Source organism: Planococcus rifietoensis (assembly GCF_001465795.2).
In the GTDB taxonomy this organism is placed as follows: domain Bacteria; phylum Bacillota; class Bacilli; order Bacillales_A; family Planococcaceae; genus Planococcus; species Planococcus rifietoensis.
This window is the reverse complement of sequence record NZ_CP013659.2, coordinates 863,453-879,624: the sequence shown is the minus strand read 5'-3', so window position 1 is coordinate 879,624 and position 16,172 is coordinate 863,453. Positions and strand designations below refer to the sequence as shown.

Sequence of the window (16,172 nt, the reverse complement as noted above, 5' to 3'; positions counted from 1 at the left end):
TACCCCCTCTTATTTTTCTGACACCATCTCTCTGACATCGATTTTTCCTGTGACAGCTTCGCAAATTAGAGATTGGCGATATTGGTCTATCTTCAGTATTTGAGATTTAATAGAAATAACTAATGAGTCGATTTGTGCTATTTTTTGCTCTAAGAAAGCCACTATACTTTCTTGTTCATCTCGAGAAGGACAAGAAAAAATAAACCTTTCAATACTGTCCTGAGAAATTCCATAAAAAGTAGTTCCTGTTTTTGTTAATTCAATATACTTATTAAAAACATCACTTTTTAAATACCAATAAAGATACTTAGTTAGGTATGAATTCCTTTCAGGTCTCATAACCAATAAATGGCTATTCAAAGATGCTTTTCCCGGTAAACTATCAATCAAAGCTAACTTTCCAATTGTCCCATCTTTAGTAATTAATAAATCTCCCTTTTTTAACTGAATTTCAGGAGCTTGTTCATACCTTTCTTGCGAAATTCTATAACATTTACTCCAATCAATTTGTCCGTCTTTGAAATCAGTGCCTGTTACTAAATATGGGCCCTCATCAATAAATTCTTCAGATTTTAACCCTTGCCAACCAATTCTTCCTTTAGCATAAGTTGTATATTTTATTTTTTTTAAATCCCATTTTTCAGGGATCTCTCCAATCCACTCCACACCCGACTCTTTCACTTTCACATCCGGGTTTAAGCCTTTCGTGATAACTTCCGTGATGATGGATTGTCTCTTCTCAATCAATAAATTAATTAGTTTAGTTTTTAATTTGATCATTTCACTGATTTTAATATTTTCTAGGTCTAAATATTTTACTATGGACTTTTGCTCTTTAATCGACGGAACAAGAACTTGTAAGCTAGATAGTTTACTCGCTTTGATTCCTGCTGCTGTAGATCCAGTAGCAAAAGTTTTTAAATTTTCTTGAAAATAATGGGAAAGAATCCAGTATTTCAAATAGAAATTGTTTAGAACATCATTTTGTCCACGAAATTTTATAACTCTTTGGGCTAAAGCTATATTAATATCATCCACATTTGCAACTTCTCCTAAAGGTGCTTCTGTAGTAAAGATAACATCGCCAAGTTCTGGCTTACCACGTCGCATAATTTCTTCGTATTCTTCTATTTTCACGAATTCTTCAGATACTTTATAATCAATAGTTCCGTTTTTGATATTTCTTGCCGTAACTAAAAAGATACCCTTCTCTACCTTTTCAGGAGTTTTCCCTCTATAATCGACTATGCTTTCTAAAAATTTAGTTAGCCCACCATATGTCCAATGCTCTGGAATTTCACTTAGCCAATCTAACTCAGTTTTTTTATAACTTGAATACTTTCTTTTCATTCCATCACCTTCTTTAACTGTTCAGCAATCTCCGCTTCTAAAACTTTAATTTCTTTCATAATTTCTACAGAGCTCCGAAGCTGAGTATATTTGTAGAACTGACGGGTAAAAGGAATTTCATAGCCTATTTTCGTTTTGGAATGATCAATCCACGCATCTGGCACGTGCGGCAAGGCTTCTCTTGCAAAATACTCTTCGACATTTTCTTTAAGCGGCACGATTTCCGTATCTCGAAAATACGCATCCGGTTCAGGATCTTTTTTGTTCTTCATGCAAATATCCGCAGTTTCATCTTTTTCAGCTAGTCCTACAAGCACTGCATTCAACACCGGGGCACCGATTGTGATATTGGCATCTTTAAAAGTATCCTTTAACATTTTCGTAACCTCTTCGCGATTCTTATAAAGCACTTCACTCTCGAAACTTCGCAATACCTCAATGATTTGCGTTTGCAGCTTTTTCCCTGCTTCCACTTCCGCTAAGCCTTTATCGTCTTTTTTCTTCGAAGAAGCTAAATTCATAAAGCCTTTTTCTTCAATCACTCTTCCAATACGTTCTTCACTGAATTTGAAATTCAAGCGTAGCGGGCGCTCTACGGTTATTTTACGGTAGCCAAAATCCTCATTATCGAAGACTTTGACGAATTCTCCTTCCTGAAAACTGCCGTAGAGGCGCATGATTTCATCAATTTGGTCCTGTGTGATTTCGTTGCGTTTACTCCCCAAACTTTTCTTCATCTTTTTCGAGAAGTCGACTGCATTCACTAAAACAACTTTTCCTCGATGAATCGGTGCTTTGTTATTGGTAAGTATCCAAATATAGGTTGAAATTCCGGTGTTATAGAAAAGGTCATTTGGCATGGCCACAATGCCTTCTACTAAATCATTTTCTAGTACATAGCGGCGGATTTCACTCTCCCCTGATCCTGCATCACCTGTAAACAACGGTGACCCGTTCATAATGATCGCCAAACGGGAACCTTGTGGATTTTCCACAGTTACTGGTTTCATTTTGGAAACGAGATGCATTAAAAACAACAACTGTCCATCACTCGTCCGCGGAGTGCCTGGCCCAAATCTGCCGTCAAATCCTTGGTCTTGGTGTTCACCTTTGATTTTCTTTTCCCATTGTTTCCAGTCAACCCCGTATGGCGGATTAGAAATGAGGTAGTCAAAATGCTGGCCTTTGAATTGATCATCCGTCAATGTATTGCCATTCCGGATATTGCGGGCATCTTCGCCTTTAATAAGAATATCAGCTTTACAAATTGCATAGGATTCCGCATTGATTTCCTGTGCAAAGAACTCCAAATCTGCCGTATCATTTAGCTCTTTTAAATATTCCTGTGCTACGGACCCCATGCCCCCTGTTCCTGCCGCACAATCATATAAAGTTTGAGTAATTCCCGGTTTGGTTAAGTCTGCTGTTTCATTAAACAATAAGCCGACCATCAAGCGTACAACTTCGCGTGGCGTATAGTGATCCCCTGCTTCTGCATTCTCATTGAAACGGCGGATCAATTCTTCAAAGATATAACCCATTTCCACGTTCGAAACGATAGACGGGTGCAAGTCCAGTTCGCTAAAGCGCTTAATGGTGAGATACAAAAGTTCATTTTGCTCCATCTTATCGATTTGGCGATCGAAATCAAAATGCTCCATGATGTCACGTGCTGTTTTGGAAAAACCGTTTATGTAGTCACGCAAATTCTCAGCTATGTTATCTGAGTCCGTCAGCAACTTCCCAAAATCATACTTGCTTGTATTATGGAAAGTTTGTTTCGCCACCCGATTCAAGATCGGTTCACGTGCATCTTCATTCAATGATTTATATTTTTCGAAATTCGCCAACAACTCTTCTTTTGTATCAGCTAAGACACTATCGAAACGGCGCAACACTGCCAGCGGCAGTATGACTTTTCCGTAATCCTCAGGCTTGTATGGTCCGCGCAAGACTTCCGCAATCGACCAGATAAAACTTACTTTATTTTGAAAGTTATTCATTAGTTTTCTCCTTTAAATTCATATTCTTCATGCTTTCATTATAGTAGAAGAGCTACGGAATTGTAATGCCCTATCCATTGAATGGAAACTTACCTCAACTTTATATTTGAATAATATCCAGCTGAGTGAAGTGCAGGCGGCGACTCCTGCGGAAGAACGGAGTGATGAGACCCCGCAGGAGCTTGCGACGAGGAGGCTCAGCGCTTCGTCCGCGGAAAGCGTCCGCCGAAACGGAACTCAGCGTTTTAAAAACAACAAAAAACGCCAAAATCCTATCGAAGGATTTTGGCGTTTTTTTAACTCCATAAAATTCTATGGAGACGGCGGGAGTCGAACCCGCGTCCAGAGACTCCGTTACTTGAGCATCTACGCGTGTAGCTTATCTATTGGAGTTTCGCCGCTCAATCTGCCGACAAGCAGGCGTCATGAGGGCTAGTTCGAGAATCTCTTGCAGTCAGCTCAAACGGCACTGACTGCCGTATCCCACTAAAAGTGAGCTCTATGCAGCCACATGGGCGATGGTTACATAAAGCAGATCCGAGCTTACGCTGCGAATGCTAGGTTGTTGTTAGTTTTGCCAGTTGTTATAAGTTACGTTGATGACGGAGCCGATCCTCCGACGCGCAACCCAAGCTCGAACCATCCCTGTCGAATCCGTAACGTCCCCTCATTAAAAGAGAACACGGAAGTGGTTTAGCTTCGGTGTACTGTTACCAGTATAGGACAAAACATGTCAGAGTTCAAGTTTAACGGCTTCTCTCTTTGAGCGCGCGGTCGATAGCACGCTTCGCGTCTTTCTTCTTCAAGTCTTCGCGCTTGTCGTATTTCTTCTTCCCTTTACCGACGCCGAGCAGCACTTTGGCATATCCGTCTTTCAAATACATCTTGAGCGGGACAATTGCTGCCCCTTCGACTTTCGATTTGCCGACCAGTTCGTTGATCTGCTTTTTATGAAGCAAGAGCTTGCGCGAGCGCAGCGGGTCGTGGTTAAACTGGTTGCCCTGTTCATACGGCGAGATGTGCATATTGGAAATCCACGCTTCCCCGTTCCGGATGCGGACAAATGCATCTTTGATCTGCACTTTGCCGCTTCTGGCGGATTTGATCTCCGTACCGAGCAGGACAATCCCCGCTTCGATCGTTTCTTCAATCGCAAAATCGAATCCCGCTTTTTTATTCTGGGCAATTACTTTGCCTTCTCCTTTGGCCATTTCTGTTCACCTCAAACTGTTGGAAAAAGCGGCACGCGGCCGCTTTTTTTATTTCTTCTTGTTGCGGCCTTGCTGTTTGGCAGGCTTTTCATAAAACTTTTTCTTGTTTTTCGGCTTGCGGTCTGCCCCGCCTTCGCCACGTTTTTTGCCGTCTCTTGGCTTATCGCCATTACGGCCGCTGCGAATCACTTTCGGGGTTTCTTTGCGCGAACTGCGGCGCGTATTTTGCGTCATGCCGACGATTTCAAAGTCGATGGATGACTCTTCCGGTTTGACACCGATAACCCGTACTTTGACTTCATCACCGATGCGGAACTGGCGCTTGGTTCGTTCGCCGATCATCATCATCTGACGGTCATCAAATTGATAATAATCATCCGTCAAGTTGGACACGTGGACCAAACCTTCAATGGTATTCGGCAGCTCGACAAACATGCCGAAGTTCGTCACAGATGAGACTATGCCGTCGAATTCTTCTCCGACTTTATCTGCCATGTACTGTGTTTTCTTCAGTGCATCCGTATCGCGCTCCGCTTCCACTGCACGTCGTTCACGGTCAGATGTGTGAGTTGCGATATCATCCATTTCCGCTTCCCAATGGCGAATTGTCTTTTTCGACAAGTCTTTTTCAATCAAATACGTGCGGATCAGACGATGGATGATCAAATCCGGATAGCGGCGGATCGGCGACGTGAAATGCGTATAGAATTCCGTCGATAAACCGAAATGGCCAAGGCTATGTGAAGAATATTTCGCCTGTTGCATAGAGCGCAACATCATCGTCGACACGACTGGCTCTTCAGGCTTGCCTGCGATAGATTCGATGATTTCCTGCAAAGCCTTTGGAGAAACTTCATCCCCAGAACCTTTAACGGTAATACCGAAATTCGTAATGAATTCGAAAAAGCGCTGCAATTTTTCCGTTTTCGGCTCTTCGTGAATGCGGTATAGGGACGGCACATCCATGCGATGGAAGTGTTCTGCGACGGTTTCATTCGCTGCGAGCATGAATTCTTCGATCAAACGCTCAGCAACTGTGCGCTCACGAACAACGATATCAATCGGGTAACCTTCATCGTCCACAATTACTTTGGACTCTTTAAAGTCGAAATCGATCGCTCCACGTGTCATGCGGCGCTGATGCAAGACAGCTGAAAGTTCTTTCATCAATTCGAACATCGGAACCAGTTCAGCGTATTGTTCTTTCAATTCCTGATTGTCTTTTTCAAGAATTTCATATACATCTGTATAGGTCATGCGTGCCGATGTGTTGATGACGCTCTGGAAAATATCGTGGGACAACACTTCTCCTTTGTCGTTGAAAATCATTTCACAAGACAAGGTCAGACGGTCAACTTGCGGGTTGAGCGAGCAGATACCGTTCGACAAGCGGTGCGGAATCATCGGAATGACGCGGTCCGTCAAGTAAATACTCGTCGCCCGGTCATAAGCTTCACGGTCGATCGGTGAGCCTTCTGTGACGTAATGGCTGACGTCTGCAATATGGACGCCGAGTTTGTATGTGCCATCATCAAACTTCTTGACTTGAATAGCATCATCCAAATCTTTCGCATCCGCCCCATCGATCGTCACAATCTGCTCATCGCGCAAATCACGGCGGTCATTCAGGTCTTCGGGATCGATTTGGTCCGGCACAGCATTTGCCTGGTCCAGCACATCCTGCGGGAATTCTACCTCGATGCCGTATTTATGGATAATCGACAAAATATCGACGCCTGGGTCGTTTTTATGCCCGAGCACTTGTGTAACCATGCCCGTTGCGGACAAACGCCCTTCCGGCCAGCCGGTGATTTCGACGACGACTTTATGGCCGTCGACGGCACCGAGTGTATCGTCTTTCGCAATAAAGATATCCATATTCATTTTCTTGTCATCCGTGACGACAAAGCCAAAGCCTTTGTTCGCCTGGAACGTGCCGACGACTTTCGTTGTGCCGCGTTCCAAGATGCGGATGACGGATCCTTCGCGGCGGTCTCCAGATGACCCTTCAGAAACACGGATCATGACTGTGTCGCCGTTTACCGCTCCGTTCACTTCATTCGGCGGGATAAAGACATCGTCGAGGCCTGCTTCTTCAGGCGCAAAAAAGCCGAAGCCTTTGGCGTGGCCGATGAATTTGCCACGCATCAAGTTCATGCGATCCGGCACACCGTAGCGATTCGAACGTGAACGCACCAATTCGCCTTTTTCCTCGAGCTTGACGAGCGTCTTCACCAATTCCTTAAATTCGTCGGCGTCTTCAAAGCCGAACTGTTCTTCAATTTCTGTCACCGTTAATGGCTTGTATGCTTCTTCGCGCATAAAGGCCAATAAACGTTGATCCAATGACTGTTCATTCTTGTCCAATCCTAACTCCTCCTTTTGAGACCGTCTCACACGCTCCAGTCGAGCGATTCGAGAAACTCATATATATCTTCATGCAATTGCTTTTTCTCCTGATCCAGCGTGATGACATGGCCCGATTTCTCGTACCATTTGATGCGCTTGTCAGTCGACTCCGCTTCGTCGTGGATAATGTTCGCAGACTCTGTATTGATAACTTTGTCCAATGAGCCTTGGACGACGAAAAGCGGTGCATAGACATGATCGACGTTATTCCGTACTTCACCGATCAACTCACGCAGTTCAGCGAGTGTTTCCATCGGCTTTTCCTCGAACTTCTTCATCTCTTCTTCGATAAGCTTATCATCTTTTCCTTCATATTTCTTGTATTCACGGGCATACTCCAAAACGCCCTGGTACATCAGGTCGGTAGATTTCATGTGCATCGGCGCACACATCGTCACAATGCCCTTGATAGGCTTTGTATACCCTAGTTTCAAGCTGAATACGCCGCCGAGCGACAAGCCGGCCACCGCAATCTCCTGGTATCCCTTGTCGACCAGTGTTTGATACGCCTGTTCGACGTCTTTCCACCAATCTACGGGGCCTGTCTCCACCAGCTTCTCCGGCGCCACGCCATGCCCTGCATAATGCGGCGCAATGCTTGTGTAGCCTTTTGTTTCCAAGAATCGCCCGAGCATCCGGACATCTGCGGAATTTCCGGTAAAGCCGTGCAATAACAGAACTGCACGCGGCCCTTGCTCAAAGAAGAATGGTTTCGGTTGTGAAATGCGCATAAAAGTTCCCTCCAACTAAATTTACTTACTATATTATATAGGCCAGTGCCCAATTTCCCCTAAAAGAAAACGCCCAACCACTAAATGGTCAGGCGATGTGCTCTACATTATACTTTCGTTACGGCGATAGCCAGAATAAAGAATAAGGCAGCAAGGACGATCGTCACCCGGTGTAGGACAAGATCCAACCCACGGGCTTTTTGCTTGCCGAAAAGTTGCTCTGCTCCACCGGAGATGGCTCCTGAAAGGCCTGCACTTTTCCCTGATTGCAATAGAACGACAACAATCAAAGCGATCGAGACGATAAGAAGTAATGTCATTAACAATGTATGCATAAATACCACCTCCTGAAAAGAACCTTCACAACAAACTCTAGTTTACCAAAAATTGAAACCTCAAGCAATAGAGCCCCTAAAAAATACAAATAGTTTAGACCATTTCATCTTTTTCTGTTCATTCTTTTTTGAATTTGTTGGTGAGGAACAGTTGCTTTATCTAGTAGAGCGGAAAGTAAGATTGCATTTAAACTTCACTCCGCAAAATAGCTGCAACAAAAGCTTGCTCTACTCTCGAGAAGCTCGAGCATCGCAAATGTGTAGGCTTAGCTTTACTTCGCCTATACATTTGCCGGGGGCGAGCGCTGAGCCGCTTCCCTCGCTTTGCTCAGTCCAGGGTCTCATCTGTCTCGCTTTCCCGCAGGCAAGAATTAGCCGACATGAACGAGGCTAATTCTTTGCGATGCAGTGCGAAGCGCTGCAGGAGCAGTAAGGGGTTCTGCGCTATTTTGCTCCGTTCTGATTAACACCCGATATTTATTAGAAAGTCTATGAGCAAAGCCCAGTTTTTATAGAAATTTTTCAAAGCTGGAGCGCAAGGGGCTGACGCCGGAGGGACTGCGCGGGACAGGCGAGACCTATATGGCGTAGCCATAAGGGCTCGACGCCCGCCCCTCGGCAAGCATGCCCCTGAAGCGTAAGCTTTTTACAATGATTCATAAATCAGCTTCAGACAACTTACACTAAGCAAGCTCTATCTTGCTCACACATTCTAACAGAAAAGCTGCCGGAAAAAATCTCCGGCAGCTCTTCCTCACCTATTCACTATTATTTCTTCAAGTTATAGAAAGTCTTAACGCCCAAGTATTTCGCTGTGTCGTGCAATTGGTCTTCGATGCGAAGCAATTGGTTGTATTTCGCTACGCGGTCTGTACGTGACGGTGCGCCTGTTTTAATTTGTCCTGCGTTTGTCGCGACTGCGATGTCTGCAATCGTTACATCTTCCGACTCGCCTGAACGGTGGGAGATGACCGCTGTGTAGCCTGCGCGCTTCGCCATTTCGATTGCATCGAATGTTTCTGTCAATGTACCGATTTGGTTTACTTTGATCAGGATCGAGTTGCCGATGCCTTGCTCGATGCCTTGCGCCAATTTCTTCGTGTTCGTAACAAACAAGTCATCTCCGACCAGCTGTACTTTATCGCCGATACGTTCTGTCAATAGCTTAAAGCCATCCCAGTCATTCTCGTCCAATCCATCTTCAATAGAGACGATCGGGTATTTATTTGCCAACTCTTCATACCAGTCGACCATTTCAGCGGAAGTCTTGACAGTGTTATCCCCAGCCAATGTATAAACGCCTTTTTCTTTGTCGTAGATTTCAGAAGCAGCTACGTCCATTGCGAGCAAGACGTCTTGGCCTGGCTTGAAGCCGGCTTTTTCGATCGCAACCATGATCGTCTCAAGCGCTTCTTCGTTCGAGCCAAGGTTCGGTGCGAATCCGCCTTCGTCGCCTACAGATGTGTTATAGCCTTTGTCTTTCAGTACAGTTTTCAAGTTGTGGAAGATTTCTGCACCCATGCGAAGCGCATGGCGGAAAGATTCAGCGCCTACTGGCATTACCATGAATTCCTGGATGTCGACATTGTTATCCGCGTGCTCACCGCCGTTAAGGATGTTCATCATCGGTACCGGCAATTGCTTGGCGTTGAATCCGCCAAGGTATTGGTAAAGAGGCAAGTCCAAATAGTTCGCTGCTGCATGGGCAACTGCCATGGAAACGCCAAGAATCGCGTTTGCGCCAAGACGGCCTTTGTTTTCAGTTCCGTCAAGTTCGATCAACGCTTGGTCGATGGATACTTGATCAAGTACTGAATAGTTTTCTTCCAACTCATCAGCGATCTCGTTGTTTACGTGATCCACTGCTTTAAGGACGCCTTTACCAAGGTAACGGCTCTTATCGCCATCGCGAAGTTCAACCGCTTCGTGTTCTCCAGTAGATGCGCCAGATGGCACGATCGCACGGCCGAATGCGCCGCTTTCTGTGAATACCTCAACTTCAACAGTTGGGTTCCCTCTAGAATCGAGTACTTCGCGTGCTTGGATGTGTGTAATAATTGGCAATGTCAACAGCTCCCTTTTCAAATGGTTTGTTCAATTTCGTTTATAAATTATTCGAAATGTGCAGATTTTAAACTTTATGAGTTAATAATAAGTTTTATCCATATTATTTCAATACAAATGATATTCCACAAAACAGTTGCATTGAGTAGGACAGATGAAAGAGTGTAAGGCGGCGAAGAGCAAAGATATGCTCCTGCATCGCTGCGCTTCTGCGTCGCAAACGAATCGTGCTTTGCACGATTCGTTTCCTGCGGGAACAGCACGAGCTGAAGACCCTGGACTGAGCGTAAGCGAGGGAAGCGGCTGAGGCCGTGCCCACGGAAAGCGTCCGCCTGAAACGAGTTCATCACTCTCTTTTACAAACATTCTATAACTTTTTAAACTTTCTAATACAACGGTTTTCCAGTCATCTCTTTTGGCTGCTCAACATCGAGCAGTTTGAGGATCGTTGGTGCGAGATCCGCTAGAATGCCGCCGCTGCGCAAGACTTCGCCGTGCTTCGTCAAAATGACGGGCACTTTGTTAGTCGTATGTGCCGTCATCGGTAAGCCGTCTTCTGTCAGCACTTCGTCTGCGTTGCCGTGGTCGGCCGTGATGAGCGCCGATCCGCCTTGGCGATGGAGTGCTTCAACGATACGGCCGAGACATTCATCCACGACTTCGACTGCCTTGATTGTCGGCTCGAGCATGCCGCTGTGGCCGACCATGTCTGGATTGGCGAAGTTCAAGATGATTGCATCGTGTGCGCCTGCATCGATTTGTTCTACAAGACGGTCAGTCACTTCATAGGCGCTCATTTCAGGCTGCAAATCGTACGTTGCCACTTTCGGCGACGACACGAGAATGCGGTCTTCCCCTGGGAACACTTCTTCCCGCCCGCCACTCATGAAGAATGTGACATGCGGGTATTTTTCCGTTTCGGCAATGCGCAATTGGGTCATGCCGTTCGCCGATAATACTTCCCCGATTGTATTCACCAAATTGACGTTGCCGTAAGCAATACGGGTCTTCAACTCTTCACTGTAAGTCGTGAAACTGATAAACACCAATTCTTGTGGATGCTGGATGCTAAGCGGGAAATGGGCAAAATCGGGACGCGTCAACACGGTTGTCAACTGGATGGCCCGGTCCGGACGGAAATTGAAGAAGATGACGGAGTCGCCTGATTCGATTACAGCAGGCACTTCCCCTTCTTTCACGACCGTAAACGGCAGGACGAATTCATCGACAATTCCTTCCGCGTAAGATGCTTCTACTCCAGCCGCAGCAGAACTGGCGCTTGGCCCGATCCCGTCGACTATTGCGCGGTAAGCAAGTTCAACGCGTTCCCAACGCTTGTCACGATCCATCGCATAGTAACGCCCACTGATGGAAGCGAAACGCCCGATGCCGATTTGTTGCATTTGTTTTTCGGTTTCTTCTATATAACGAAGCGCTGTTTTTGGACCGACATCGCGGCCGTCCAAAAATCCGTGTACATAGACTTCACTCAAGCCTTGCTGTTTCGCGAGGCGCAATAAAGCGAACAGGTGCTCATAATGGCTATGGACGCCCCCGTCGCTAAGCAAGCCCATGACATGCAAAGCTTTGCCGTTTTCTTTGGCATTCATGACAGCATCTAAGAATGCGGCATTTTCAAAGAAATCGCCGTCTTTAATTGATTTATGGATGCGTGTCAAATTTTGGTAAACAATGCGGCCCGCACCGATATTCAAATGGCCAACTTCGGAATTGCCCATTTGCCCGTCCGGCAAACCGACCGCTTCACCCGAAGCTGTCAACAGTTCATGGGGATAGTCGTTCCAAAGTCTGTCGAAATTCGGTTTATGCGCTTGTGCAACTGCATTTCCAGCGGTTTCTTCGCGGCAGCCGAAGCCATCCAAGATGATTAACGCTGCCGGATGTGCCGTTTTACGCATTTGAACCCGCCTCCAACAATTTGACGAACGAGTCCGTTTCCAAGCTCGCCCCGCCGACTAATGCGCCGTCGATGTGTTCCATTGATAGGAGTTCCTGAATATTGGCAGGTTTCACGCTTCCGCCGTACTGGATGCGGACTTTTTCAGCTGTTTCATCGCTGTAAAGCGAAGCGATTTTTTTGCGCACGATGCCACAAGCTTCGTTAGCGTCTTCAGCTGTCGCTGTTTTGCCTGTTCCGATTGCCCAGATTGGCTCGTAAGCAATGACTAGCTCGGCGATTTGTGCATCGGTCAATCCTTCTACTGCTTTTTCGACTTGCGATTCCACGATGCTTTCCATTTGGCCCGCTTCACGCTGTTCGTCTGTTTCACCGACACAAAGGATCGGCGTCAATTGATGCGAAAATGCCGACTTCACTTTTGCATTGACTGTTTCATCGGTTTCATTGAAATACTGGCGGCGTTCAGAATGGCCGATAATGACGTAGTTGACGCCGATATCTGCCAATTGTACAGGGCTAATTTCACCAGTGAATGCGCCTTCGCCTTTATCGTGCATCGTCTGTGCGCCAATTTTCAATGCGCTGTTCTCAGCAGCATCGACTAATTGCGTCAAGTATAGAGCCGGAGCACAAATGACAGAATCAAGCTTTTCAGCATCCGGCACTAAGCCGTTTACTTTTTCTACAAATTCCTTCGCTTGTGATGCTGTTTTATACATTTTCCAGTTTCCTGCAATGATCGGTTTTCTCACAAAAACACTCCCTTTATTTATCAGTTAATGCGGTAACGCCCGGCAAATCCTTGCCTTCCATGAATTCCAGAGAAGCTCCGCCGCCTGTTGAAATATGGTCCATTTTATCTGCCACATGGAATTTCTCGACTGCCGCTGCAGAGTCGCCGCCGCCGATGACTGTATAGCCTTCAGTTTCTGCCATCGCTTGAGCGACGGATTTCGTGCCGTTTGCAAAAGCTTCCATTTCGAACACGCCCATCGGTCCGTTCCAGATGATGAGTTTCGACTGGTTGATGACATCGGCATACATTTTCGCTGTTTCCGGCCCGATGTCGAGCCCCATCCAATCGGACGGAATTTCTTCGATTTTCACTGTTTTGGTCTCTGCGTCTTTCGAGAACTCGTTCGCGACTGTCGCATCCACCGGCAGATAAAACTTCACGCCTTTTTCTTTCGCTTTGTCGACAAACGATTTGGCAAGATCGAGTTTGTCTTCTTCGACAAGTGAATTGCCGATTTCATGGCCGAGCGCCTTGAGGAAGGTGTACGACAACCCGCCGCCGATGATCAAGTTATCAACTTTGTCGAGCAAATGGTCGATGACGCCGATTTTGTCTTTTACTTTCGCTCCGCCGATGATGGCGGTAAACGGACGGTCTGGTTCGGATAGAGCTTTGCCGAGAACGTCCAGCTCTTTTTCGAGCAACAGGCCGGATACTGCCGGCAAATGTTCGGCGATTCCTGCAGTCGAAGCATGCGCTCTATGCGCAGCGCCGAATGCATCGTTGACGAATACGTCGGCCAAAGCCGCAAATTGTTTCGCGAGTTCCGAATCGTTCTTTTCTTCACCTGCATGGAAACGGACGTTTTCAAGCAATAGAATTTCGCCGGGCTCAAGAGAAGCGATTTCCTGCTCCACAGTGTCCCCTACGGATTCTTCAAGGCATTTCACGTCGCTGCCGAGCAATTCGGCCAACCGTGCGCCTGCCGCAGCTAATCTCATGTCTTCGTTAACTTGGCCTTTCGGGCGTCCGAGATGGCTTGCCAAGATGACTTTTGCGCCTTGTTCGACCAAATACTTGATCGTCGGCATCGCGGCACGGATGCGCGTGTCGTCTGTCACTTTCCCGTCTTCCATCGGTACGTTGAAATCTACACGGCAAAATACGCGTTTCCCTTTTAAATCCAAGTCTTTCATGGTCATTTTCTGCAGCATGAAAATACCTCCTAATTATATTCAAAAAAATAAGGGGTGGGGTAAATTCCCCACCCCTTTTACCCTCTTTATTATAGAGGTTCATTGGTAATTAAGCTATGATTTTCAGCTTACAGCCCTTTTTTGTACATGTGTACAGCCAAGTCTACACAGCGTGCAGAGTAGCCGGATTCGTTGTCATACCAAGCAAGAACTTTCACCATATTGCCGCCTAGAGCCATTGTAGATTGAGCATCTACTGTAGCGGAAGCTTTGCTGCCATTATAGTCGCGTGATACAAGCGGAAGTTCGCTGTATTCCAAGTAACCTTTCAGCTCATTTTCAGTCGCTTCTTTCAGCGCTTGGTTTACTTCTTCAATAGAAGCATCTTTATCAAGTTCAGCAACAAGGTCGATCAACGAAACGTTCGGTGTTGGAACGCGGATGGCCATGCCATCGATCTTGCCGTCAAGTTCAGGCAATACTTTTGCAACAGATTTCGCCGCGCCAGTAGTTGTCGGGATCATTGACTCAGCTGCTGCACGCGCACGGCGGTAGTCAGAGTGAGGTGCATCAAGCAATGCTTGGTCGTTCGTGTAAGAGTGGATTGTTGTCATCATCGCTTTTTTGATGCCGAATTTTTCATTCAACACTTTAGAGATGCCAGACAAGCCGTTTGTTGTGCATGATGCATTCGAAACGACGTGGTGCTCTTCAGGGTTATAAGTTTCTTCGTTAACGCCCATAACCAGCATTTTCATGCCGCCTTTGCCAGGAGCTGAAAGGATAACTTTTTTAGCGCCGGCTTCGATGTGTTTAGATGCAGCTTCTTCTGTTGTGAAGATTCCTGTAGATTCCAACACGATGTCGATTTGGTGCTCTTTCCACGGCAATTGCGCTGGGTCTTTCTCAGCGAATACTTTGATTTCCTTGCCGTCGACGAAAATTGAATTGCCTTCTGCAGTAACTTCAGCGTCCAACGTGCCGTGCACTGAATCGTATTTCAAAAGGTGTGCCAGCATAGCTGCATCTGTAAGGTCATTGACTGCTACTACTTCCACTTCACTGTTTTGCATTGCTTCACGGAATACGACACGGCCGATGCGGCCAAAACCATTGATTGCTAATTTTAAAGTCATTTATAATTCCTCCAATTTTGTTGTTAGGTTAAGTATTGCCCTTGCTGCTCCTTCATCCGTAACGAGGATGGTACGTTCAGGCGCGGCCTGGAAATAAGATTCGATGGCGCGCGCTTTCGTGCGTCCTCCGGCAACCGCCATGATGGCCGGTGCTTTTTGGACCTGCTCTAATTGAATGCCCGCTGTTGGGATGCGATAAACTATTTTTCCGGTTTTATCGAAATAATAACCGAATGCTTCGCTAACAGCCCCGCCTGTCTTGATCTTCTCGACTTCGTTCACGGAAGAGCGGCGCCTGATGGCCATCTCTTCTGCATCGCCGATTCCATGGATGACTAAATCCGTCCGGTCATACAGCTCCATCATTTCTTTGATGACAGGTTCCCTCATCATCATTTCGAGCGCTTCCGCACTCAAATGCTCAGGCAGATAAAGCGTGCGGACAGCTCCGCCTGTTTTTTCGGCAAAGGATGAAGCGATGGTGTTCGCCTGGTGAAGCATTTCTTCCCCCAGGCCGCCTCTTGCAGCGATAAACTGCATGGCAGGGTTTTTCCTCGCCGTGCGGATTTCAGCTGCTAAGGCGGCCATTGTACTGCCGCCAGTAACAGCGATCGTCCGGCAGTTTTCGAACATTTCCTCCGCAATACGAGCGGCTTGCCTGCCAATAGAGGCTTTGACCGAAGATAACCGGTCGCTATCCCCTGGCAGAACGACGGCTTGTTTGATGCCGAGTTTCGCTTGCAGCCCGGTTTCGAGCTCTGCAGTCCCAGCCAATTCCTTGACCAGCTCACGGAGTTGGTCAAGAACATCGTCTCCCAGTATCGTCAGGCTCATGCCGCTCTTGCTCATTTCGATCAAGGCTTGGTCCCTCAATAAATCGGTCTCTTTGCGGATTTCCCTTTCGGCTGCGCCTGTCATCTCGCTGATCGTGCGCCTTCCAACGGGCTGTTCGGTTTGAATCAGCTCGAGGATACTATAGCGCTTTTTCAGCAAGCTTGGCAGTTCAGGCAATAAATGCACTTGCGCTTGCAGAACTGGATCCATCGCTCCACCCCTTTGTTGGACGTTTTCTGTCCCACT

General features: G+C 46.6%; 12 protein-coding genes and 1 other RNA gene. All 13 read right to left on the bottom strand.

Annotation, left to right across the window (positions count from 1 at the left end):
• Nucleotides 1-9 precede the first annotated feature (9 nt).
• A complete protein-coding gene (locus tag AUC31_RS04195; protein WP_058381236.1) occupies nucleotides 10-1,350 on the bottom strand; it encodes a restriction endonuclease subunit S in 1,341 nt (446 codons plus the stop codon).
• The gene (locus AUC31_RS04190; protein ID WP_058381237.1) at nucleotides 1,347-3,353 is read right to left on the bottom strand and encodes a type I restriction-modification system subunit M; all 2,007 of its coding nucleotides are present in this window, start codon (nucleotides 3,351-3,353) and stop codon (nucleotides 1,347-1,349) included. The genes AUC31_RS04195 and AUC31_RS04190 overlap by 4 nt, the downstream gene beginning before the upstream one ends.
• A gap of 312 nt (nucleotides 3,354-3,665) precedes the next feature.
• Nucleotides 3,666-4,020, bottom strand: a transfer-messenger RNA (tmRNA) gene (gene ssrA / locus AUC31_RS04185).
• A gap of 79 nt (nucleotides 4,021-4,099) precedes the next feature.
• Nucleotides 4,100-4,564: an SsrA-binding protein SmpB gene (smpB, locus tag AUC31_RS04180; RefSeq protein ID WP_058381238.1), complete on the bottom strand. Its 465-nt coding sequence runs from the start codon at nucleotides 4,562-4,564 to the stop codon at nucleotides 4,100-4,102.
• Between the two features lie 48 nt (nucleotides 4,565-4,612).
• On the bottom strand, nucleotides 4,613-6,886 hold the full coding sequence (gene rnr / locus AUC31_RS04175) for a ribonuclease R (RefSeq protein WP_058383667.1): 2,274 nt from the start codon (nucleotides 6,884-6,886) through the stop codon (nucleotides 4,613-4,615).
• A gap of 71 nt (nucleotides 6,887-6,957) precedes the next feature.
• Nucleotides 6,958-7,704 carry an alpha/beta hydrolase gene (locus AUC31_RS04170; protein WP_058381239.1) on the bottom strand — a complete coding sequence of 249 codons (747 nt, stop codon included), beginning with the start codon at nucleotides 7,702-7,704 and terminating at the stop codon, nucleotides 6,958-6,960.
• A 107-nt stretch (nucleotides 7,705-7,811) separates the two neighbouring features.
• The gene (gene secG / locus AUC31_RS04165) at nucleotides 7,812-8,039 is read right to left on the bottom strand and encodes a preprotein translocase subunit SecG (protein WP_058381240.1); all 228 of its coding nucleotides are present in this window, start codon (nucleotides 8,037-8,039) and stop codon (nucleotides 7,812-7,814) included.
• A 768-nt stretch (nucleotides 8,040-8,807) separates the two neighbouring features.
• Nucleotides 8,808-10,103 carry a phosphopyruvate hydratase gene (eno, locus tag AUC31_RS04160; RefSeq protein WP_058381241.1) on the bottom strand — a complete coding sequence of 432 codons (1,296 nt, stop codon included), beginning with the start codon at nucleotides 10,101-10,103 and terminating at the stop codon, nucleotides 8,808-8,810.
• A gap of 386 nt (nucleotides 10,104-10,489) precedes the next feature.
• On the bottom strand, nucleotides 10,490-12,022 hold the full coding sequence (gpmI, locus tag AUC31_RS04155) for a 2,3-bisphosphoglycerate-independent phosphoglycerate mutase (protein WP_058381242.1): 1,533 nt from the start codon (nucleotides 12,020-12,022) through the stop codon (nucleotides 10,490-10,492).
• A complete protein-coding gene (gene tpiA, locus AUC31_RS04150; RefSeq protein WP_058381243.1) occupies nucleotides 12,015-12,776 on the bottom strand; it encodes a triose-phosphate isomerase in 762 nt (253 codons plus the stop codon). Before tpiA ends, gpmI begins: the two co-directional genes overlap by 8 nt.
• Nucleotides 12,777-12,789: 13 nt before the next feature.
• Entirely contained in the window at nucleotides 12,790-13,974 is a 1,185-nt protein-coding gene (locus AUC31_RS04145; RefSeq protein WP_058381244.1) for a phosphoglycerate kinase, read from the bottom strand.
• A 110-nt stretch (nucleotides 13,975-14,084) separates the two neighbouring features.
• The gene (gene gap, locus AUC31_RS04140) at nucleotides 14,085-15,092 is read right to left on the bottom strand and encodes a type I glyceraldehyde-3-phosphate dehydrogenase (protein WP_058381245.1); all 1,008 of its coding nucleotides are present in this window, start codon (nucleotides 15,090-15,092) and stop codon (nucleotides 14,085-14,087) included.
• A complete protein-coding gene (locus tag AUC31_RS04135) occupies nucleotides 15,093-16,136 on the bottom strand; it encodes a sugar-binding transcriptional regulator (protein ID WP_058381246.1) in 1,044 nt (347 codons plus the stop codon). It abuts the gene before it with no gap.
• Nucleotides 16,137-16,172 lie beyond the last annotated feature (36 nt).